Raw genomic sequence first — 19,873 nt, forward strand, 5'->3', positions numbered from 1 at the left:
GCCAGGATCAAACTCTCCAATGAAAACATCAGAAAACTGATCTCCAACACACAACAAAACCTGACAAAAAATCAGATCAAAAGTGCATCAAAGGAACCCAACACCCACCAACCACAACCCCCAAAAAGAGGCCACAGAAGACAGATGCACGGGAAAAAACTAAGCACTGACTTTCGGTACACTGTTGAGTTCTCAAACAACAAACCCACTCGACGTCTCGGAGCCGGAAGGCCCCTCCACGTCGGGGGTACTGCTCACCTAGGGGTGTTCTGGATGCCTCGCCCCGATGCGGTCTCCGTGAGGAGGCCGCGTTGATCAGACCTCCATGACTGGAGGTACCATCTTCGGGTTGTGGCACCCGGACCGGCCACGCGCCTGGCGCCTCTCGGCTCCTGCGTCTTGTTCGGTACTCCGTGGTGCAAGGACTAAGTTACGTGCAGATTGCCGGCTCCGCAAATCCCCAGGTCATCGCGGTTGCCCGTAGACGTTTGCGCAGGTCAGGCCCGGGGGCTCGGCCAGGGCGCCCGGGGCAAGCACATCCATCGACACGCATGCAAATTCTGTGGCCTGAGCCACGCTGCGTTCCGGGCGCCGTCAGGCGTCGACCCGGACCCCCGCGATCGAGCGCTTCCCCCGGCGGAGCACCAGCCACGCGCCGTGCAACAGGTCGGACCCGGACGGCACATGGTCGGGGTCGGTGATCCGGACGTTGTTGACGTTGGCACCACCCTCCGCGATCGTCCGACGGGCCTCCCCCAGCGAGGACGCCAGGCCACTGCGCTGCAGCAGGTGCACCACCGACGGCATCTCCCCCTCCACGGTCACCACTCCCGCTTCGCCGAGCGCCGCCGCCAGGGTCACCTCGTCGATCGCGGCCAACTCCCCCCGCCCGAACAGTGCCGTCGACGCGGCGACGACGCCGGCGGTCGCGGCCTCGCCGTGCACCAGGGTGGTGGCATCGGCCGCCAGCGCCCGCTGGGCCTCCCGGGCGTGCGGCCGCTCGGCCGTCGCCGCGGCGAGCGCCTCGATCTCGGCACGGCTGCGGAAGCTGAACACCTTGAGGTAGCCGACGACGTCGCGGTCGTCGGCGTTCATCCAGAACTGGTAGAACGCCCAGGCGCTGGTGAGCGACGGATCGAGCCACACCGTGCCGGACTCGGTCTTGCCGAACTTGGTGCCGTCGGCCTTGGTGATCAGCGGCGTGGCCATCGCGTGCACCTCGGTGCCGGTGACCTTGCGGATCAACTCGGTGCCGCTGACCAGGTTGCCCCACTGATCGCTGCCCCCGGTCTGCAGCCGGCAGTCGTAGCGACGGAACAGCTCGAGGTAGTCCATCCCCTGCAGGATCTGGTAGCTGAACTCGGTGAAGGACAGGCCCTCCTCGCTGGCGAGCCTGGTGGCCACGGTGTCCTTGGACAGCATCCGACCCATCCGGAAGTGCTTGCCGATGTCGCGCAGGAACTCGATGGCGCTCATCGGCGCCGTCCAGTCCAGGTTGTTGACGATCCGGGCCGGGTGGTCGCCCGCGAAATCCAGGTACTTCTCGACCTGCACGCGGATCCGCTCGACCCAGGCCGCCACCGTCTCGGGGGTGTTGAGCACGCGCTCGCCACTCATCTTGGGGTCACCGATCAGGCCCGTCGAACCGCCGACCAGCCCCAGCGGCCGGTGACCGGCGTCCTGGATGCGGCGCGCGGTCAGCAGCTGCACCAGATTGCCGATGTGCAGGCTCGGGGCCGTCGGGTCGAATCCGACGTAGAACGTGACGGGCGGACCGTCGAGCAGCTCCTTGAGCGTCGCGTCGCCGGTGGTCTGGTGGACCAGACCGCGCCAGACGAGTTCGTCGTAGACCGAGTCGAACCCGGTCGGCGCGGGCTGGCGGGCGGAGAACTCGGTCGAGGAAGGCTGGGTCACCGAACCATCCTGCCTCACCCGGTCCCCCGGTTCCGCGGCCGCGGCACGCGCGGGCGGTAGGCGCTGACCGTCGGATCCCCGCTGATCCAGAACCGGAGCGGCTCCTCTGCGGCGGCCGCCACGCCGACCCGCGGGCCCGTCGTGATGTCGAACGGGTCCACCGGGGCATCGAGCACCTCGCCCGGTCCCCCGGCGGCACACAGGTCCCTCCCGTTGGCGGCGCGGGCGGCGTCGCCGGTGCCCCAGCCCAGCACCGCGGCCAACCGCGCCGGCCCGGACGCCAGCTTCCGGGTGCTGCGTTCCGCCGGGCGCCGGGCCTGGGCCAGCGGCACCCCGTCGACGACCTCTCCGGCCCGGAGCAGCACCGCACTCGCGGTCCCCGGTTGCCCGGTCACCACGTTGGCGCACCAGTGCATGCCGTAGACGAAGTACAGGTAGAGGTGGCCGGCCGGCCCGAACATCACCGCGGTGCGGGCCGTCTCACCTCGGTAGGCGTGCGAGGCCGCGTCGGTCGCACCGTGGTAGGCCTCGGTCTCGGTGAGCCGGACGGCGACGGTCGACTCCCCCGAGCCGGTCCGGACGACCCGGCCCAGCAGCTCGCGGGCCACCACGTCGGACTCGCGGGCGAAGAAGTCCCGGCCCAGCCGGTGACCGTCAGCCGTGGACACCGCGCTGCAACCAGGCCCGGTCGGTGCGCGTCACGTCCCGCAGCTGCGCGAGTTGCTCGGCGACGCGCGCCGGAGCGGTGCCGCCGACGCCGTCCCGCGAGGCCAGCGACCCGGCCACGGTGAGCACGTCCCGCACCCGCGGGGTCAACGCGGCGTCGATGGCCGCGAACTCGTCGTCGGTGAGCTCGTGGAGTTCGCGACCGGAGGACTCGGCCAGCCGCACGCACTCCCCGGCGGCCTCGTGGGCGACCCGGAACGGCACGCCCTCCCGGACCAGGAACTCGGCGATGTCGGTGGCCAGCGAGAAGCCGGCCGGTGCCATCTCGGCCAGCCGGTCGACGTGGAAGGTCAGCGTGGCGGTCAGCCCGGTCAGGGCCGGCAGCACCATCTCGAGCTGGGCGACCGAGTCGAAGACCGGCTCCTTGTCCTCCTGGAGATCCCGGTTGTAGGCCAGTGGCAGCCCCTTCAGCGTGGCCAGCAGGCCCGCGAGGTTGCCGATCAAACGGCCGGACTTGCCGCGGGCCAGCTCGGCGATGTCCGGGTTCTTCTTCTGCGGCATGATCGACGACCCGGTCGCGTAGGCGTCGTCCAGCGTCGCGTACCCGAACTCCGCGGTGGTGAAGACGATGATCTCCTCCGACCAGCGCGACAGGTCCACGGCGGTCATCGCCAGCACGAACGCCAGCTCCGCCGCGAAGTCGCGCGAGGCGGTGCCGTCGATCGAGTTGGCCGCCGGACCGTCGAAGCCCAGATCCTTCGCGATCGACGCCGGATCGAGGCCGAGCGACGATCCGGCCAGCGCGCCGCCGCCGTAGGGCGACACCGCCGCCCGCTTGTCCCAGTCCCGGAGGCGGTCGACGTCGCGGGACAGCGCCTGGGCGTGCGCCGCCAGCTGGTGGGCCAGCAGCACCGGCTGCGCGTGCTGGAAGTGCGTACGGCCGGGCATCGCCGCACCCGGGTGCGCCTCGGCCTGGGCCAGCAGCGCCTCCTGGAGATCCACGATCAAGAGGCCGACGCGGCGGGCGGCATCCCGGAGGTAGGCGCGGAACAGCGTCGCGACCTGGTCGTTGCGGGAACGGCCGGCCCGCAGCTTGCCGCCGAGGTCCTTGCCGACACGGTCGAGCAGGCCGCGTTCGAGGGCGGTGTGCACGTCCTCGTCGTCGTCGGAGGCGACGAACGCGCCACTGAGGACGTCGGCGAGCAAGGTGTCCAGCCCCGCGTGCATCGCGGTCAATTCGTCCGGCGTCAGCAGCCCGGCCTGGTTGAGGACCTTCGCGTGGGCCTTGGAGCCCGCGATGTCGAACGGCGCCAGCACCCAGTCGAAGTGGGTCGACTTCGAGAGGGCGGCCAGTGCGTCCGCCGGACCGCCGGCGAACCGCCCGCCCCACAGCTTCAGCGGGGCGGCACCGGAAGCGGCGTCGGAGGTCGTCATGTCAGTCGGTCCCGGCTTCCATGGCGGCGGCCTCGCTGGCCAGGTCGATGGCGGCCGCCTCGGCGGCGGTCGGCTCGAAGCTGGCGATGGCGGCGGCGTCCCCGGGGCGCAGGGCGCCGACCAGGGTCTCCGTCGCGTCGAGCTGACCGAGTTCGGCGTACAGCTCGAGCTTGGCCCGGGTGTCGGCGATGTCGAGGTTGCGCATGGTCAGCTGCCCGATGCGGTCGGACGGCCCGAAGGCGGCGTCGGCGACGCGCTCCATGGACAGCTTCTCCGGGTGGTAGGACAGTGCCGGCCCGGTGGTGTCGAGGATCGTGTAGTCGTTGCCCCGACGCAACCGGAGCGTGACGGTGCCGGTGATGGCCGATCCGACCCAGCGCTGCAACGACTCTCGCAACATCAGGCCCTGCGGGTCGAGCCAGCGGCCCTCGTACAGCAGCCGGCCGAGCTTGCGTCCCTCGTTGTGGTAGGCGGCGACGGTGTCCTCGTTGTGGATCGCGTTGACCAGCCGCTCGTAACCGGCGAACAGCAGCGCCATCCCGGGTGCTTCGTAGATGCCGCGCGACTTGGCCTCGATGATGCGGTTCTCGATCTGGTCGGACATGCCCAGTCCGTGCCGGCCGCCGATGGTGTTGGCCTCGTTGACCAGCGCCACGGGATCGGTGTAGTCGACGCCGTTGATGGCGACGGGGCGCCCACGCTCGAAGCGCAGGGTCACGTCCTCGGGCGCGATCGCGATGCTCTGGTCCCAGTGCGCGACACCCATGATGGGCTCTACGATCTCGACCGAGGTGTCGAGCTGCTCGAGGGTCTTGGCCTCGTGGGTGGCGCCCCAGATGTTGGCGTCGGTGGAATAGGCCTTCTCGACGGACGCGCGGTAGGGCAGGTCGCGGGCGAGCAACCACTGGCTCATCTCGGTGCGGCCACCGAGTTCGGACACGAAACGGGTGTCCAGCCATGGCTTGTAGATGCGCAGCCGTGGGTTGGCGAGCAGCCCGTAGCGGTAGAACCGCTCGATGTCGTTGCCCTTGTAGGTCGAGCCGTCACCCCAGATGTCGACCTCGTCCTCGGCCATCGCCCGCACCAGCAGGGTGCCGGTGACGGCACGGCCGAGCGGGGTGGTGTTGAAGTAGGTGAGCCCCGCGGAGCGGATGTGGAAGGCGCCGCAGGCCAGCGCCACCAGGCCCTCTTCGACGAGAGCGGCGCGGCAGTCCACGATGCGGGCGATCTCGGCGCCGTACTCCCGGGCACGGCCCGGGACGCCCGACAGGTCGGGTTCGTCGTACTGACCGAGGTCGGCGGTGTAGGCGCACGGCACGGCGCCGTTCTCGCGCATCCAGGCGACCGCGACGGAGGTGTCGAGCCCTCCGGAGAACGCGATGCCGACCTTCTGGCCCTGGGGCAGGGATTCAAGAACCTTGGACACGTGCGGAGCCTATCTGTGCGGTGCGGGCTGCCCGGTTCGGCAGCCGCGGGGGCGGTACGGGGTGCGGGACGGAGGAACGGGTTCAGTCGGCGAGGCCGGCGATGCGGCGGCCGACCTCGTCGCCGGTGAGACCGTCCCTGGCGACCACCAGGATCGTGTCGTCACCGGCGATGGTGCCGACCACGTCGGCGAGGCTGGCCCGGTCGATGGCGCTGGCCAGGAACTGCGCGGCCCCCGGTGGGGTCCGCAGCACCGCGAGATTGGCCGACGCGTCGTAGGACAGCAGCAACTCGTTGAGCAGCCGTCCCAGCCGGTCGGTGCCGCCGGGCATCGGACGGGGGACGCCGTCCTCGGGGATGACGTAGACCGGCGGGCCCCCGTCGACCCCGCGGACCTTCATCGCCCCGAGCTCGTCGAGGTCGCGGGACAGCGTGGCCTGGGTGACCTCGATGCCCGCACCGGCCAGCACCGCCGACAGCTCCGTCTGCGAGTGCAGCCGCTGGGACCGGATGGCCTGGGTGATCCGGGACAACCGGGCGGCCTTGGTGGCCGGCGTGCCGGCGGTCATCGGGGCACCCCGGTCACCGCTCGAGAAGGAAGGCCAGCAGCGCCTTCTGGGCGTGCAGCCGGTTCTCGGCCTCGTCCCAGACGGCGGACTGGGGACCGTCGAGGACCTCGTCGGTGATCTCCCAGCCGCGGTGCGCCGGCAGGCAGTGCAGCACGATGGCCGCCTCCGCCGCCCGGCCCAGCAGAGCGGCGTCGAGCTGGTACGGGCGGAAGGGGCCGACCCGGTCCAGCCCGTCGTTCTCCTGGCCCATGGAGGTCCAGGTGTCGGTGACCAGCACGTCGGCACCGTCGACCGCGGCGTGCGGATCGGCGACCATCGTCACCGAGCCGCCGGTCTGCGCCGCCCGCTCCTTGGCGTCGGTCCCGACCCACGGCAGCGGGTCGAAGCCCGTCGGGGAGGCGACCCGCACGTGCATGCCGGCGTTGGCACCGCCCAGCATCAGGCTGTGCGCCATGTTGTTGTTGCCGTCGCCGAGGTAGGTCAGGGTGAGCCCGGCGAGGGTGCCCTTGCGCTCCCGCACGGTCTGCAGGTCGGCGAGGACCTGGCAGGGGTGGAACTCGTCGGTCAGCGCGTTGATCACCGGGACCGAGGCCGCGGACGCCAGCGCGTCGATCCGCCGCTGGGCGAAGGTGCGGATGGCGATGGCGTCGACGTAGCGCGACAGCACCCGGGAGGTGTCCTCGATGGTCTCCTCCCGCCCGAGCTGGGAGGTGCGTCCGTCGACGATGACCGGCTGCCCGCCGAGCTGGGCGATACCGACCTCGAACGACAGCCGGGTCCGGGTGGAATTCTTCTCGAAGACCACGGCGACGGCCTTGCCGGCCAGCGGGGTGAAACCGGTGCGGTCGGCCTTGTAGGTGTCGGCCCGGTCGAGCACCGCGGTGAGCTCGTCGGGCGTGAGGTCGTCGTCCCGCAGGAAGTGCCGGATCATGAGGCGCTGCTTTCGGTGTCGAGGGCGTCGAGGATGGTCGGAAGGGCGCGGACGAACGAGTCGGCCTGCGCCTCGGTGAGGATCAACGGCGGGGCCAGCCGCAGCACGTCGGCCGCCGGGGCGTTGACGATGAAGCCGGCTCCGCGGGCGGCGACGGCGGCGGCGGGCGCGACCGGCGCGCGCAGGACGATCCCGAGCAACAGTCCGCGGCCGCGGACCCCGGCGACCAACGGGTGACCGAGATCCTCCACGCCGGAGGCGATGTGCTTGCCGAGGGCGGCCGCGTGATCGAGCAGGCCGTCGGCGGCGACGGTGGCCAGTACCGCCAGCGCCGCTGCCGCACAGACCGGATTGCCGGCGAAGGTGGAGCCGTGCTGGCCGGGCTGCAGCAGCCGAGCGGCCGGCCCGGCGGCGAGCACCGCCCCGATCGGCAACCCGCCACCGAGACCCTTGGCCAGCGTGACGACGTCGGGCACGATGCCGGCGTGCTGGAAGGCGAACCACGCGCCGGTCCGGCCGATCCCGGTCTGCACCTCGTCGACCACCAGCAGGGCGCCGCGGTCACGGGTCAGCCGCCGGGCCGCCGCGAGGTACCCGTCCGGGGCGGGGACCACGCCCCCCTCACCCAGGATCGGCTCCAGGAAGACGGCGGCCACACTGTCGTCGACGGCAGCGTCCAGGGCGGCGAGATCGCCGTACGGGACGAAGTCCACCCCCGCCGGCATCGGCTCGAACGGCGCACGTTTGCCGGGCTGCCCGGTGAGGGCCAGCGCGCCCATCGTGCGGCCGTGGAAGCCACCGACGGCGGCGATCATCCGCGGCCGGCCGGTGAGCCGCGCCATCTTGAACGCGGCCTCGTTGGCCTCGGCGCCGGAGTTGCAGAACAGCACCCGGCCGGCGACGGCGGGATCGGCGAAACCGCTGACGTCGAGGAGTTTCTCGGCCAGGGCGAGGACCGTCGGGTGGGTGAAGAAGTTCGAGACGTGGCCCAGGGTGGCGATCTGGCGGGACACGGCCTCGACGATCGCCGGATGGGCGTGGCCCAGGGCGTTCACCGCGATGCCACCGAGCAGGTCGAGGTACTCGCGGCCGTCGGCGTCGGTGACGACCGCGCCGGTACCGCTGACGAGCTCGACCGGCGGGACGCCGAAGTTGTCCATCAGCGCCTTCGACCAGCGGCGGGCGGCGGTGTCGTTGGCCGAGACGTCCCGGTCGTTCGCCGGGACGCCGGTGTCGGCGACGGTGGTCGGATCAGACATCGGTGCTCCCGGTGGGCGTCGTCGGGACCACCGTGGTGCCGATGCCCTGCTCGGCCACGATGTCCAGCAGTACGGCGTGCGGGACCCGGCCGTCGATGACATGGGCGGCGGCGACGCCGCCCCGGACCGCACGCAGGCAGCCCTCCATCTTGGGAACCATGCCGCTCTCCAGGGTCGGCAGCATCGCGGCCAGCTCGTCGGTCGTGACCTCCGACAGCAGCGAACCGCGGTCGGGCCAGGCCGCGTACAGCCCTTCGACGTCGGTCAGCATCACGAGTTTGGCAGCGTCCAGCGCGATGGCCAGGGCCGCGGCCGCGGTGTCGGCGTTCACGTTGTGCACCACCCCGTCGACGTCGGGCGCCACGGTGGAGACCACCGGGATCCGGCCGGCCGCGATGAGATCCAGCACCGCCGCGGGGTTCACCGCGACGACGTCGCCGACCAGGCCGATGTCGGTGGCGACCCCGTCGACGTCGACCGTCCGGCGGGCGGCCGTGAACAGGGAGGCGTCCTCACCGCTCATCCCGACCGCGTGCGGGCCGTGCGCGTTGATCAGGTTGACCAGTTCGCGGCCGACCTGGCCGACCAGCACCATCCGGACGACGTCCATCGTCTCGGGGGTGGTGACCCGGAAACCACCGGCGAACTCGCCCGCGATCCCGAGTCGCTTCAGCATCGCCGAGATCTGTGGGCCCCCGCCGTGTACGACGACCGGGTACACCCCGACCGCGCGCAGGTAGACCATGTCGGCGGCGAACGCCGCCTTGAGGGTGTCGTCGGTCATCGCGTTGCCGCCGTACTTGACCACGACGACACGGCCGCGGAACCGCTGCAGCCAGGGCAGCGTCGCCGCCAGCACGGCCGCCCTTGCCGCGGGGGTGTCCGGGGTCGACCCGGGAATCGCTGCACTGTCGGTCATGTCGAGTACGCCGAGTTCTCGTGCACGTAGGCGTGCGACAGGTCGTTGGTCAGGATCGTGGCGGTCTCGATGCCGGCGTGCAGATCGATCCGGACGTGGACGGAGCGGCCGGACAGGTCGACGAGACCGCGGTCCTCGCCACGGGCACCGCCCCGGCAGATCCAGACACCGTTGATCGCCACGTCGAGCTGGTCGGGGTCGAAGGCGGCCGTGGTGGTGCCCACGGCGGCCAGGATGCGGCCCCAGTTGGCGTCACCGCCGAAGAACGCCGTCTTCACCAGGTTGTTCCGGGCCACCGAGCGCCCCACCTCGACCGCGTCGTCCTCGGAGGCGGCGTGCAGCACCTCGATGGCGATCTCCTTGGTGGCGCCCTCGGCGTCGGCCATCAGTTGCCGGGCGAGGTCCTTGCAGGCCCGGGTGACCGCGGCGGTCAGCACCTCGAGCGGCGGCCGCTGCCCCGAGGCACCGGAGGCCAGCAGCAGCACGGTGTCGTTGGTGCTCATGGCGCCGTCGGAGTCGAGCCGGTCGAAGCTGACCCTGGTGGCGGCGCGCAGCGCGGTGTCCAGATCCGCGGAGCCCACGGCGGCGTCGGTGGTGAGCACGACGAGCATGGTGGCCAGGCCCGGCGCGAGCATGCCCGCGCCCTTGGCCATCCCGCCGACGGTGAAGCCGGGACCCGTGACGGACACCGTCTTGGGCACGCTGTCGGTGGTCATGACGGCCCGCGCGGCGGCCGCGCCGCCGTCGACGGCGAGCTCGTCGTGGGCCGCGTCGATGCCGGCGGTGATCCGGTCCATCGGCAGCATCTCACCGATGAGACCGGTGGAACACACGGCGATGTCGTCCGGCGCCACGCCGAGCAGCCCGGCGACGTGGTCGGCGGTGGCTCGGGTGTCGGCGAAACCGGCCTCGCCGGTGCAGGCGTTGGCACCGCCGGAGTTGAGCACCACGGCGGCGAGCCGGCCGCGACCGATGATCTCCTCGCACCAGCGCACCGGCGCGGCCTTGACCCGGTTGGTGGTGAACACGCCGGCGGCCTCGTACTCGGGCCCGTCGTTGACCACGAGCGCGAGGTCGAGGGCACCGGTGGACTTGAGCCCGGCAGCGACGCCGACGGCGCGGAACCCGGCGGGAGCGGTGACGGTCACGGTGCGAGTCCGATCGTGGAGAGTCCGGTGGTCTCGGGCAACCCGAGCGCGAGGTTGAAGGACTGGACGGCGGCGCCGGCGGTGCCCTTGGTCAGATTGTCGACCGCGGCGACGACGACCACGGTGCCCGCGGCCCCGTCCAGCGCGACCTGCAGGTGGACGCTGTTGGAACCGGCGACGGCCTTGGTCTGCGGCCACCTGCCGGGGGGCAGCAGGTGCACGAAAGGCTCGTCGCCGTACGCCTTGTCGTAGGCGGCACGGAGATCCTCCATTGTGGTGCCCGGTACCGCCGGCGCGGTGACCGTGGCCAGGATGCCTCGGCTCATGGGTACCAGCATCGGGGTGAACGAGACGGTGACGGCGGTGCCCGCCGCGGCGGACAGGTTCTGGACCATCTCGGGGGTGTGGCGGTGCACGCCACCCACCCCGTAGGCCGACACCGAGCCCATCACCTCACTGCCCAGCAGATTGGTCTTCAGCGACCTGCCGGCACCGGACGTGCCCGAGGCGGCGACCACGGTGACGGCGGGCGCGACGAGACCGGCGACCAGCGCCGGGGCCATCGCCAGTGACGCGGCGGTCGGATAGCAGCCGGGCACCGCGACACGGGCGACGCCGCGGAGCTTCTCGCGACCTCCCGGGAGTTCCGGCATGCCGTACGGCCAGGTTCCGGGGTGCGCACCACCGTAGAAGGTCTCCCACGCGGCCGGATCGGCCAGCCGGTGATCGGCACCGCAGTCCACCACGAGCGTCTCCGGACCGAGCTCGGCGGCGATGGCGGCGGAATGACCGTGCGGCAGGGCCAGGAACACCGCGTCGTGACCGGCCAGTTCGGCGGCGGTGGTCTCGACGAGGACGCGGTCGGCCAGCGGCCACAGGTGCGGCTGGTGTTCGCCGAGCAGGGTGCCGGCACTGGCATGCGCGGTGAGTGCACCGATCTCGACCTCGGGGTGCCCGAGGAGCAGACGCAGCAGCTCGCCACCCGCGTAGCCACTCGCTCCGGCCACAGCCACCCGATACGTCATGATCACCCGTTCCCGTCGTCGACTCCGAATACAATACACCGAGATGTATGGTCATTCAGACCGCCGGAGTCAGAGGTAGTCGTGCGGCAACCGGGCGCTCCCGGGGATGAGGTACTCCTCGGACGACAGCAACCGCAACCATTCCTGCTCCACCCCGGGCAGGACCTCGCCGAGCTCCCGCACACCCGCCACCTCGACGCCCGGCACCACGAGGGCGAGCACCAGGCCGGCAGCCGCCGTCGGGGGATCCCCGCGACCGTCCCAACGTCCCGGTCGCAGGGCCTCCGCCCGCACCGTGAGGTCGGTCCCGTCCAGGTCGCACGACGCTCCGACCGACCGCAGGGCGTCCCGTGTCCGGGCGACCCGCGGTCCGCCGACCCCGCGCAGCACCGACCGACCTCCCGCCACGGCGGTGACCACCGCCGCGAGCGGGACCAGCAGCGGTGCCGCCGAGAGGTCCGCCTCGAACGGCGTCAGCTCGCCACTGGTGGACCGGGTGGTCACGGTGAGGCCGTCCGCCGATCGGACCACGTACCCACCGGCGCGGTCGAACACGGTACGTGCGGCCGCGGCGAGCGGGTCGTCCACCGCCGGGCGGCTCCGGATGAGCACCGTGCCGCCGGTCACCACGGCCGCCGCCGCGAAGAACGCGGCTGCGAGGGCGGCCGGGAAATCCGGCGACACCTCGGCCGGCAGCCACACCCGCCCGCGCACCGGGCGGGCCGCGGCCGGGGCCGCCCAGCGGTCCTCCGCGTCGGGCCGGACCGGGCCGGTCACCGCGACGATCCACTCATCGACACCGCCGGATAGCGGTAGACCTCCTTGACCGTCTCCAGGTGCACCCAACTGTCCAGGTGCAGCACCGGGCGGAGGGCGCGGATCTGGTCGAGCTGACCGACCGCGGCCGACAACGACGTCGCCCGCACGGTGGCCAGGACGTCGTAGCGGCCCAGCGTGGCGGCCAGGAATCGCACCCCCGCCAGGTCGGCGAGCAGATCCGTGGCGGTGGAGGTCCGACCCCGGACCCGCACCCCGATGCCGACGTCGTACTCCCGTTGGCGGCCCGGCTTGGACAACGCCCCGATCCGCACCACCCCCTGGTCGATCAACCGCAGCACCCGGGTCCGCGCCGTACCGGTCGCCACCCCGGCCCGCTCCCCCAGCGCGGTGTAGGACAGCCGTCCGTCGTCCTGGAGCAGGGACAGCAGGAGGTTGTCGAGCCGGTCCAGCTCGACGTCGTCCACCCGGGTCGGGCGCAGGACGTCCACCACGAGCTCGGTGTAGGACAACGTCTCGGTCGAGGTCACCCCGTCGATGCTCCGGATGCGCTCCAACACCGCCGCCAGCTCGCGGTCGTCGCGGGTCCGCGCCTCCACGATCAGCGGGAACGCCCCACTGGCCAGGGACACGAACGGCACCTGCTCGATCCCGGCCAGCGCCGTCGCGACCGCACGGACCGGTTGGTCGACCGAGATCGACACGTGGGCCAGCGATCTGATGCCCAGGGTCGCGGGATGCACGATGCCGACCACCTGCACCTCACCGCTGTCCAGGAGGGCGGCGAGGCGTTTGGACGTCGTGGCCCGGGAGACGCCGAGGGAGACGGCGAGATCGTTCAGCCCGATGCGCCCGTCCGCTCGCAACTCGTCCATGATGCGGAGGTCGACCTCGTCGACCCGGGCTGCGTGAGCTTCTTGATCTGACGTTAACAATTGCACGGCCCTCCCCGATTGTGCCCAGATCCTGCAGTGGAGCGCCGCTTCGCGGGCTTATCAGTGAACATCGGCGCCCCCGGTCGTACTTATCTGCATTCCTGGGTCTCACAGCTGCATTTCCGTCACTTGTCACGACGATTCGGCAATCCTAAGGTCACGATCACGCCGATTGCACCATCTTCCCGCTCCGATCAGATCATCGCGGCGTCAGGCCGCCGGAAGGACCTCAACAATGCGCAAGACGCTCGTAACCCTGGCGGCCATCGCACTGGCCACCACCCTGGCCGCGTGCGGCGACAGCTCCACCCCGACCACAGCCGGCGGCGCCACCTCCGGCAGCGGGTCGGCGTCGTCGGGCACCGCACCGGCCGCCGCCGCTCCGACCGGCCTGATCGACAGCGCGTCCCTGTCGGTCTGCATCGATCCCGAATACGCCCCGCTCGAGTACTTCGAGGGCACCGACACCAGCAACCCCGTCGGCTTCGACGCCGACTCCGCCCGCGCGCTCGGCGCCCTCTGGGGTGTCGAGACCACCTGGCAGATCACGTCTTTCGACGGACTGATGCCCGCCCTGCAGGCGCAGCGGTGTGACATCGTGTGGTCGGGCCTCTACACCAGCGCCGAGCGGCTCGCCGTCGCCGATGCGGCGCCCTACCTGAAGACCGGGCCGGGACTGCTCGTCGCCGCGGGCACCACCGACATCACCGACGCCGACAGCCTGTCCGGCAAGACCGTCGCGGTCCAGGGCGGTGGTGCCAACGAGGCGACGCTGCAGACCCTGTCCGACGAGTTCACCGCCGCGGGCAAGGAACCCATCACGATCCAGCCCTACCCCAAGGTCGCCGAGACCGTCGCGGCCGTCACCAACGGCAAGGCCCAGGCGCTCATCGAGACCGACGTCGCCGTGGGCGACATCGTGGCCAAGTCCGGCGGCGCCCTGGCGGCTGTCGCCGGGGTGTTCCCGACCGAGACCGAGTTCGGCGTCTTCACCACCAAGGGTTCCGCGCTGACCCCCTCGGTGGCCGCCGGGATCAAGACACTGGCCTCCGACGGCACGCTGGCCACGATCGCGACCACGTACGGTCTCGACCCGACCAAGATCGCCTCCTGACCCGATGACCTTCGACTGGGAGACCTTCACCGGGGCGCTGTTCTCGCAGAGCTTCCTCGACGGGGCGCTGCTGTCCATCGCTCTGGCCGCGACCGCGATGGTGCTGGCCACCGTGCTCGGGTTCGGCGTGGCCCTGCTGCGGATCGCCAGGAACCGGCCCGCCCGCGTCGTCGGCGGGGTCTACGTCTGGTTCTTCCGGGCGATCCCGACCCTGCTGGTGCTGCTGCTGATCTGGAACGCCGGCCCGCAGATCCTCCCGTCGCTGCGGGAGAACTGGTTCACCCCGTTCCTGGCCGGGTTGATCGGGTTCTCCGTCGTGGAGGCCGCGTACATGGCCGAGATCCTGCGGTCGGCCCTGCAGTCGGTGGACGACGGTCAGCACGTGGCCGCCCGCGCGCTCGGTATGCCGCCGCGGCAGGTCCTGTTCAGGGTCGTGCTGCCGCAGGCGATCAAGGTCGCCATCCCGCCGTCGGGCAACGAGTTCATCGCGATGCTGAAGTACACGTCGCTGGCGTCGGTCATCTCGCTGCGTGAGTTGCTCACCACCGCACAGGCAGGGGTCTCGGTCACCTTCCGCTACGCCGAGTACTACACGGCCGCCCTGGTCTATTACCTCGTCATCGTCAGCGTCCTGATGGCCGGTCAGCAACTCGTCGAGCGCCGCTACCGCTGGGTGTCCCGTGGCATCACCTCGATCGGGACACCGCCACCGCTGGAGGTTCTCGCCGGAAAGGATTCCCGATGAGCGCCGCATCCGTCGCGACGACCACCCCGCTGCTCCAGGCGGCCAACCTGCACAAGTGCTACGGGCGCACCGAGGTGCTGCAGGGGGTGGACTTCCAGGTGCACCGCGGGCAGGTGAAGGCCCTGCTCGGGCCGTCGGGATCCGGGAAGAGCACGATCCTGCGGCTGATGGCGCTACTGGAACCGGTCGACGAGGGCGAGATCCTGCTCGACGGCCGGCAGCTCGGCGTCGTCGCCGGCCGCGACGGCCGGACGCGGCCCCTCCGGGAGACCGACCTCGCCGTCCAGCGCCGCGACATCGGCATGGTCTTCCAACGCTTCAACCTCTTCGCGCACCTCGACGTCGTCCACAACGTGATGCTCGCGCAGACCGCGGTGGCCCGGCTGAAGAAGTCCGAGGCGCGCGAGCGCGCGGTCGAGATCCTGGAACGGGTCGGGATGGCCGACCGGCTGCACCACTACCCGGGCGAGTTGTCCGGCGGTCAGCAGCAACGGGTCGCCATCGCCCGGGCGCTGGTGCTCAACCCGTCGGTGATGCTGTTCGACGAACCGACGTCCGCGTTGGACCCGGAGCTGGTCGGCGAGGTGCTCGAGGTCATGGAGAACCTCGCCGCGCAGGGCATGACGATGGTCGTCGTCACGCACGAGGCACGGTTCGCCCGCCGGGTCGCCGACGAGGTCATGCTGTTCGACCGCGGCGTCATCGTCGAACAGGCCGCACCGGACGCGTTCTTCGACGATCCGCAACACGAGCGGACCCGGCAGTTCCTGTCCCACCTGCACTGAGACGACCGATGCCCGACGACCACCACCCCCGCCCCGCCGGAGAGGAGCAGACGTGACCGACCGACACCGCGCGGTGTACGCCGACCTCGACGGCCTCTCACCCCGGCTGGGGCGGGAACTGCTGGAGGACAACGGATTCGAGGTCACGGTGCTCGACACCGCCGATCCCGCGGTGATTGCCGGATCGGCGGCGGCCCGGGCCGCCGACGTCCTGCTGGTCGGCTGGACGGCGGTGGACGACGCCCTGCTGGCCGCGCTCCCCCGGTTGCGGATGGTGTCGCTGGCCTCGCGCGGTTGCGACACGGTGGATCTGGCGGCGGCGGATCGCCGCGGGGTGTGGGTCGCCGCCCTGGGCAGTGTCGGCGCCGAGGAGGTCGCGACGCACGCCTGGGCGCTGGCGCTGGCGCTGGTCCGGCGACTGCCGTTCTTCGCGGGCCTCGGCGGGACTCCGGCCGCGGCCTGGTCGCAGCGTCCGGCGGTGGAACCACGGCGGCTGTCGGGCCTCACCCTGGGCGTGCTCGGGTTGGGTCGGATCGGCCGCACCCTGATCGACCACGCCCGGCCCGCGGTCGCCGCGGTGATCGCCCACGACCCCCGGTCCGACTTCGGCACCCCGGCCGGGGTGCGTCGGGCATCACTGGACGAGACCCTCTCCGCCGCTGATGTCCTCGTCGTCGCGTTACCGCTGGATGAGACGACGACCGGACTGATCGGCGCCACCGCGCTGGCGCGGCTCCCGGCCGGTGCGTACCTGGTCAACGTCGCCCGCGGGCCGATCGTGGACACCTCGGCCCTGGTCGCGGCGCTGGACGCCGGGCGGCTGGCCGGCGCCGCCGTCGACGTCCTCGACGTCGAACCGCCTCTCGCCGGGCATCCGCTGCTCGGACGTGGGGATGTGCTCGTCACCCCGCACGTCGGTTTCCTGTCCGCGGACAGCAGCGCCGACTACGTCCTCGGCCAGGCGCGCAACGTCCTCGCCTGGGCCCGCGACGGGCGGCCGCTGCGGCCCGTGAACGACCCGCTGATCCTGGAAGGCACCCGATGACCTCGACCGCCACCCTGGAGGTGTTCCAGTCGCTGTGGGCGATGGAGGACCTGCCGTGGGCCCCCACCGGTCCCCGGCCGACCCCGTGGACCCTGACCGAACAGCTCGACCTCGTGGCCGGGCACGGCTTCCACGGCGTGGCTGTCGACCTCGGTGCGCGCCGGGTGCCGACCGCCGCCGTCCTGGCCCCGCTGCTGGGCGAACGCGAGCTCCGTTGCGCCGTCGTCGCTTTCGTCGCCGACGACGCCGGGCTGGACACCGCGCTCGCCTACGCCGACGTCGTCGGCGCGGACCGCATCGTGCTGTGCGCACAGCTGTACACCCGTGACCTGGCCGCCGCGGCGACCACCGTGGCGCGCTGGCACCGGCGCTGCGCCGGCGCCGGGGTCGAGCTGCAGTTGGAGACCCACCGGAACACCCTGACCAACGACCTCCGCGCCACCGTGGCGCTGCTGGCGGAACTGGACCCGGCGGTGCTGCTGGCCGCGGACCTGTCGCACTTCGTCTGCGCCAACGAACTCCCCGACGGCCATGACCCGGTGGTCGAGGACCTGATCACCGCGGTGCTGGACCGGTCCGGTTCGGCACAGGGGCGCATCGCCACCCGTTGCCAGGTACAGATCCCGCTCGGCTTCCCGATGGGTCACACCGCCGAGCCCCGCTTCCGCGCCTGGTGGCAGCAGGGCCTCCGGGCCGTCGTGGCCCGCGTCGCCGCCGGCACCGGTCCGCGCGACGGCCGGGTGCTGTTCTGCACCGAGCTCGGCACCACCCCCTACGCCATCACCGACGGCACCGGCCGCGAACTGTCCGACCGCTGGGCCGAGGCGCTGGTGTTGAAGACCTGGGCCGAGCAGGCGTTCGCCGCCGCTCTCGTGCCCGACCACTCGACCGCACCGGAAGGAATCAACCGATGACGAGCATCGGCATCGACAACGGACTCGGATCGCACCTGACCACCCAGGGCAACGTCGTGGTCCACGGACCGGTCACCTCCGACACCACCGGGTCGGCCATCCTGCCCGCCCGGGCCTACACCGGGCAGGCCGAGTTCGACCGCGAGCAGCAGGCGGTCTTCGCCTCCGGCTGGGTGTGGGCCGGGTTCGCGCACTGGGTCGCCGACAGCGGCCAGGTCAAGCCGGTGACCATCGCGGGTCGACCGCTGCTGCTGGTGCGCGGGACCGACGATGAGCTGCGGGTGTTCCACAACGCCTGTCGGCACCGCGGGATGGCACTGACCGAGGACGAGATCCAGGTCGAGCAGCGGATCCAGTGCGCCTACCACTGCTGGTCCTACCAGCTCGACGGGAAGCTCGCCGCCGCACCGTACCTCAGCCGCGAACGCCGGTCCAGGCTGGATCCGGACCTGGCGTCGCGTCTCGGGCTGCTGCCCGTGGCGTCGGTCGTCTGGGCCGGGATGGTCTTCGTCAACCTGGCCGCCGACGCCGGGACCGATCTCACCGGTACCGACCACGACTTCCACGCCCTGATGGCGCCACTGACCCGGCGGTGGGCCCACATCGACCTCACCCGCATCAGTCTCGCCGACGAGCGGGTCTTCGACATCCGGGCCAACTGGAAGCTGATCGTGGAGAACTTCCTCGACTTCTACCACCTGCCGTTCATCCACCCGCAGGTCGGACCGGTCAGTGCCTCGATGGACGTGGACGACGTCGTGCTCGCCGACGCGATCGTCGGTGGCTGCTACCCGCGCGGTGCCACCGGCAAGGCGGACAAGACCGACGACGCCCTGCCGTTCCTCGGTGACGTCCCCGCCGACCGGGTGCAGAGCCAGGACATCTTCTGCGTCTTTCCCAACGCGCTGCTGTTCCTGGAGGCGGACTGGTTCCAGGTCATCGGTTTCGACCCGCTCGCGCCCGACCACACCGTGGAGCACATGGCCGTCTTCGTCGACGTCGCCGCGGCCGGCGAGGAGTTCAGCGCCACCCGGAAACGGTTGTCCGAGGTGCTCTTCGAGGTCAACGAGCAGGATCTGCCGATCCTCTACAAGTTGCAGGCGGGCCGCCACTCCCCCGGTTCGGACGCCACCAACCTGGTTTCCCACTGGGACCAGATCACCGCGCTGTTCCAGACGATCGTGGCCCGCAAGGTCGCCGATGACCGGCCCTGACACCGGCGGCGACCTGCAGACCGCGCCGCCCCGGACGCGCACCGGCTGGCAGACGCTCGTCGTCCGGCAGCTGCGGCTCGAGGCGGACGGGGTCGTCTCGGTCACGTTGGCCCGGCCGGACGGTGCCGCCCTGGACAGTTGGGCGCCCGGTGCCCATCTCGACATCGAGCTGCACGACGGCCTGGTCCGCCAGTACTCGCTGTGCGGCGAGACCGGCCGCGAGGCCGAATGGACGGTGGCGGTGCGCGCCGTGCAGACCTCGCGGGGTGGCTCGTCGTTCGTGCACGAGTCGCTCCGGGTCGGGCACCGGGTGCGGGTCTCCGCGCCGCGCCAGAAGTTCCCGCTGGAGCGATCCCCGCGCTACCTCTTCGTCGCCGGCGGCATCGGGATCACCCCGCTGCTGCCGATGATCGAGGAGCTGGCCGGCACCGGCGCGACCTGGACGGTGCACTACGCCGGGCGGAGCCGGTCGGCGATGGCGTACCTGGACCGGCTGGCGCGAGCGGCGACCGGGGCGGGGCACACCGTTGTCCTGCATCCGCGGGACTCCGGGCCGCGGCTCGACCTGGACGCCGTCGTCGACGACGCCGGGGACGACGAGGCGACGCTGGTGTACGTGTGCGGTCCCGCCGGCATGATCCGGGCCGCCCGGCAGCTCGTCCCCGCGGCTCGGCTGCGCACCGAATCCTTCGACCCGGCACCCGATCCCGAGCCGGTACCGGTGACCACGTCACTGCTGGTGGACATCTCGGAGAAGCCCGGTGCCGCCGACCGTCCCTTCGAGGTGCAGCTGGGCGTCGAGGGTGCGGTCCTCACCGTCCCCGCGGGTGTGCCGGCGTTGGACGTGCTCAACGAGGCCGGTGCCGACCTGCCGTGGTCCTGCCGCGAGGGGACCTGCGGGACCTGCGAGACCGGCGTGCTGGACGGTGCCGTGGACCATCGTGACCACGTCCTCACCGACGCCGAACGCGCCGCGCACGACTGCTTCTTCCCCTGCGTGTCCCGCGCCTGCGGGACACGGCTGATCCTGGATCTCTGACCGTGGAGGACGTTC

At 71.5% G+C, this 19,873-nt stretch carries 19 protein-coding genes; 7 read left to right on the plus strand and 12 right to left on the minus strand.

Annotated elements, in window-relative coordinates:
• Positions 1-594 precede the first annotated feature (594 nt).
• The 12 genes from tyrS to DB033_RS13460 form a co-directional block, all read right to left on the minus strand.
• Positions 595-1,914 carry a tyrosine--tRNA ligase gene (tyrS, locus tag DB033_RS13405; RefSeq protein WP_170315558.1) on the minus strand — a complete coding sequence of 440 codons (1,320 nt, stop codon included), beginning with the start codon at positions 1,912-1,914 and terminating at the stop codon, positions 595-597.
• A gap of 14 nt (positions 1,915-1,928) precedes the next feature.
• A complete protein-coding gene (locus tag DB033_RS13410) occupies positions 1,929-2,582 on the minus strand; it encodes a DNA-3-methyladenine glycosylase (RefSeq protein WP_111767482.1) in 654 nt (217 codons plus the stop codon).
• Positions 2,569-4,014, minus strand: coding sequence for an argininosuccinate lyase (gene argH, locus DB033_RS13415; RefSeq protein WP_111767483.1), 1,446 nt, complete (start codon positions 4,012-4,014; stop codon positions 2,569-2,571). The genes DB033_RS13410 and argH overlap by 14 nt, the downstream gene beginning before the upstream one ends.
• A 1-nt stretch (position 4,015) precedes the next feature.
• Complete coding sequence (argG, locus tag DB033_RS13420; RefSeq protein WP_111767484.1) at positions 4,016-5,440, minus strand: argininosuccinate synthase; 1,425 nt, start codon at positions 5,438-5,440, stop codon at positions 4,016-4,018.
• 82 nt (positions 5,441-5,522) lie between these two features.
• The gene (locus DB033_RS13425) at positions 5,523-6,008 is read right to left on the minus strand and encodes an arginine repressor (RefSeq protein ID WP_111767485.1); all 486 of its coding nucleotides are present in this window, start codon (positions 6,006-6,008) and stop codon (positions 5,523-5,525) included.
• A 13-nt stretch (positions 6,009-6,021) separates the two neighbouring features.
• Entirely contained in the window at positions 6,022-6,939 is a 918-nt protein-coding gene (gene argF, locus DB033_RS13430; protein ID WP_111767486.1) for an ornithine carbamoyltransferase, read from the minus strand.
• Positions 6,936-8,198, minus strand: a complete 1,263-nt coding sequence (locus tag DB033_RS13435; protein WP_111767487.1) for an acetylornithine transaminase — start codon at positions 8,196-8,198, stop codon at positions 6,936-6,938. Before DB033_RS13435 ends, argF begins: the two co-directional genes overlap by 4 nt.
• A complete protein-coding gene (gene argB / locus DB033_RS13440) occupies positions 8,191-9,117 on the minus strand; it encodes an acetylglutamate kinase (RefSeq protein WP_111767488.1) in 927 nt (308 codons plus the stop codon). The genes DB033_RS13435 and argB overlap by 8 nt, the downstream gene beginning before the upstream one ends.
• On the minus strand, positions 9,114-10,265 hold the full coding sequence (gene argJ / locus DB033_RS13445; RefSeq protein ID WP_111767489.1) for a bifunctional glutamate N-acetyltransferase/amino-acid acetyltransferase ArgJ: 1,152 nt from the start codon (positions 10,263-10,265) through the stop codon (positions 9,114-9,116). Before argJ ends, argB begins: the two co-directional genes overlap by 4 nt.
• The gene (gene argC, locus DB033_RS13450) at positions 10,262-11,290 is read right to left on the minus strand and encodes an N-acetyl-gamma-glutamyl-phosphate reductase (protein WP_111768291.1); all 1,029 of its coding nucleotides are present in this window, start codon (positions 11,288-11,290) and stop codon (positions 10,262-10,264) included. The genes argJ and argC overlap by 4 nt, the downstream gene beginning before the upstream one ends.
• 69 nt (positions 11,291-11,359) lie before the next feature.
• Complete coding sequence (locus DB033_RS13455) at positions 11,360-12,067, minus strand: 3-phosphoshikimate 1-carboxyvinyltransferase (protein WP_157970685.1); 708 nt, start codon at positions 12,065-12,067, stop codon at positions 11,360-11,362.
• Positions 12,064-13,008 carry an Lrp/AsnC family transcriptional regulator gene (locus DB033_RS13460; RefSeq protein WP_276309215.1) on the minus strand — a complete coding sequence of 315 codons (945 nt, stop codon included), beginning with the start codon at positions 13,006-13,008 and terminating at the stop codon, positions 12,064-12,066. The genes DB033_RS13455 and DB033_RS13460 overlap by 4 nt, the downstream gene beginning before the upstream one ends.
• Before the next feature lie 229 nt (positions 13,009-13,237).
• Between DB033_RS13460 and DB033_RS13465 the strand changes: the two genes are divergently transcribed.
• The 7 genes from DB033_RS13465 to DB033_RS13495 are packed head-to-tail and all read left to right on the plus strand — an operon-like array spanning position 13,238 to position 19,858.
• Positions 13,238-14,116 (plus strand): transporter substrate-binding domain-containing protein, encoded by an 879-nt coding sequence (locus DB033_RS13465; protein WP_111767492.1) that lies wholly within the window; start codon positions 13,238-13,240, stop codon positions 14,114-14,116.
• A gap of 4 nt (positions 14,117-14,120) precedes the next feature.
• Entirely contained in the window at positions 14,121-14,861 is a 741-nt protein-coding gene (locus DB033_RS13470) for an amino acid ABC transporter permease (protein ID WP_111767493.1), read from the plus strand.
• The gene (locus DB033_RS13475; protein WP_111767494.1) at positions 14,858-15,646 is read left to right on the plus strand and encodes an amino acid ABC transporter ATP-binding protein; all 789 of its coding nucleotides are present in this window, start codon (positions 14,858-14,860) and stop codon (positions 15,644-15,646) included. The genes DB033_RS13470 and DB033_RS13475 overlap by 4 nt, the downstream gene beginning before the upstream one ends.
• Positions 15,647-15,698: 52 nt before the next feature.
• On the plus strand, positions 15,699-16,691 hold the full coding sequence (locus DB033_RS13480) for an NAD(P)-dependent oxidoreductase (RefSeq protein ID WP_111767495.1): 993 nt from the start codon (positions 15,699-15,701) through the stop codon (positions 16,689-16,691).
• A complete protein-coding gene (locus DB033_RS13485; RefSeq protein WP_111767496.1) occupies positions 16,688-17,605 on the plus strand; it encodes a sugar phosphate isomerase/epimerase family protein in 918 nt (305 codons plus the stop codon). Before DB033_RS13480 ends, DB033_RS13485 begins: the two co-directional genes overlap by 4 nt.
• Positions 17,602-18,819 carry an aromatic ring-hydroxylating oxygenase subunit alpha gene (locus DB033_RS13490; RefSeq protein ID WP_111767497.1) on the plus strand — a complete coding sequence of 406 codons (1,218 nt, stop codon included), beginning with the start codon at positions 17,602-17,604 and terminating at the stop codon, positions 18,817-18,819. Before DB033_RS13485 ends, DB033_RS13490 begins: the two co-directional genes overlap by 4 nt.
• Positions 18,806-19,858, plus strand: coding sequence for a PDR/VanB family oxidoreductase (locus DB033_RS13495; RefSeq protein WP_111767498.1), 1,053 nt, complete (start codon positions 18,806-18,808; stop codon positions 19,856-19,858). Before DB033_RS13490 ends, DB033_RS13495 begins: the two co-directional genes overlap by 14 nt.
• The last annotated feature ends 15 nt before the right edge of the window (positions 19,859-19,873 follow it).

Origin of the sequence: Nakamurella deserti, assembly GCF_003260015.1 — a bacterium.
GTDB lineage: Bacteria > Actinomycetota > Actinomycetes > Mycobacteriales > Nakamurellaceae > Nakamurella > Nakamurella deserti.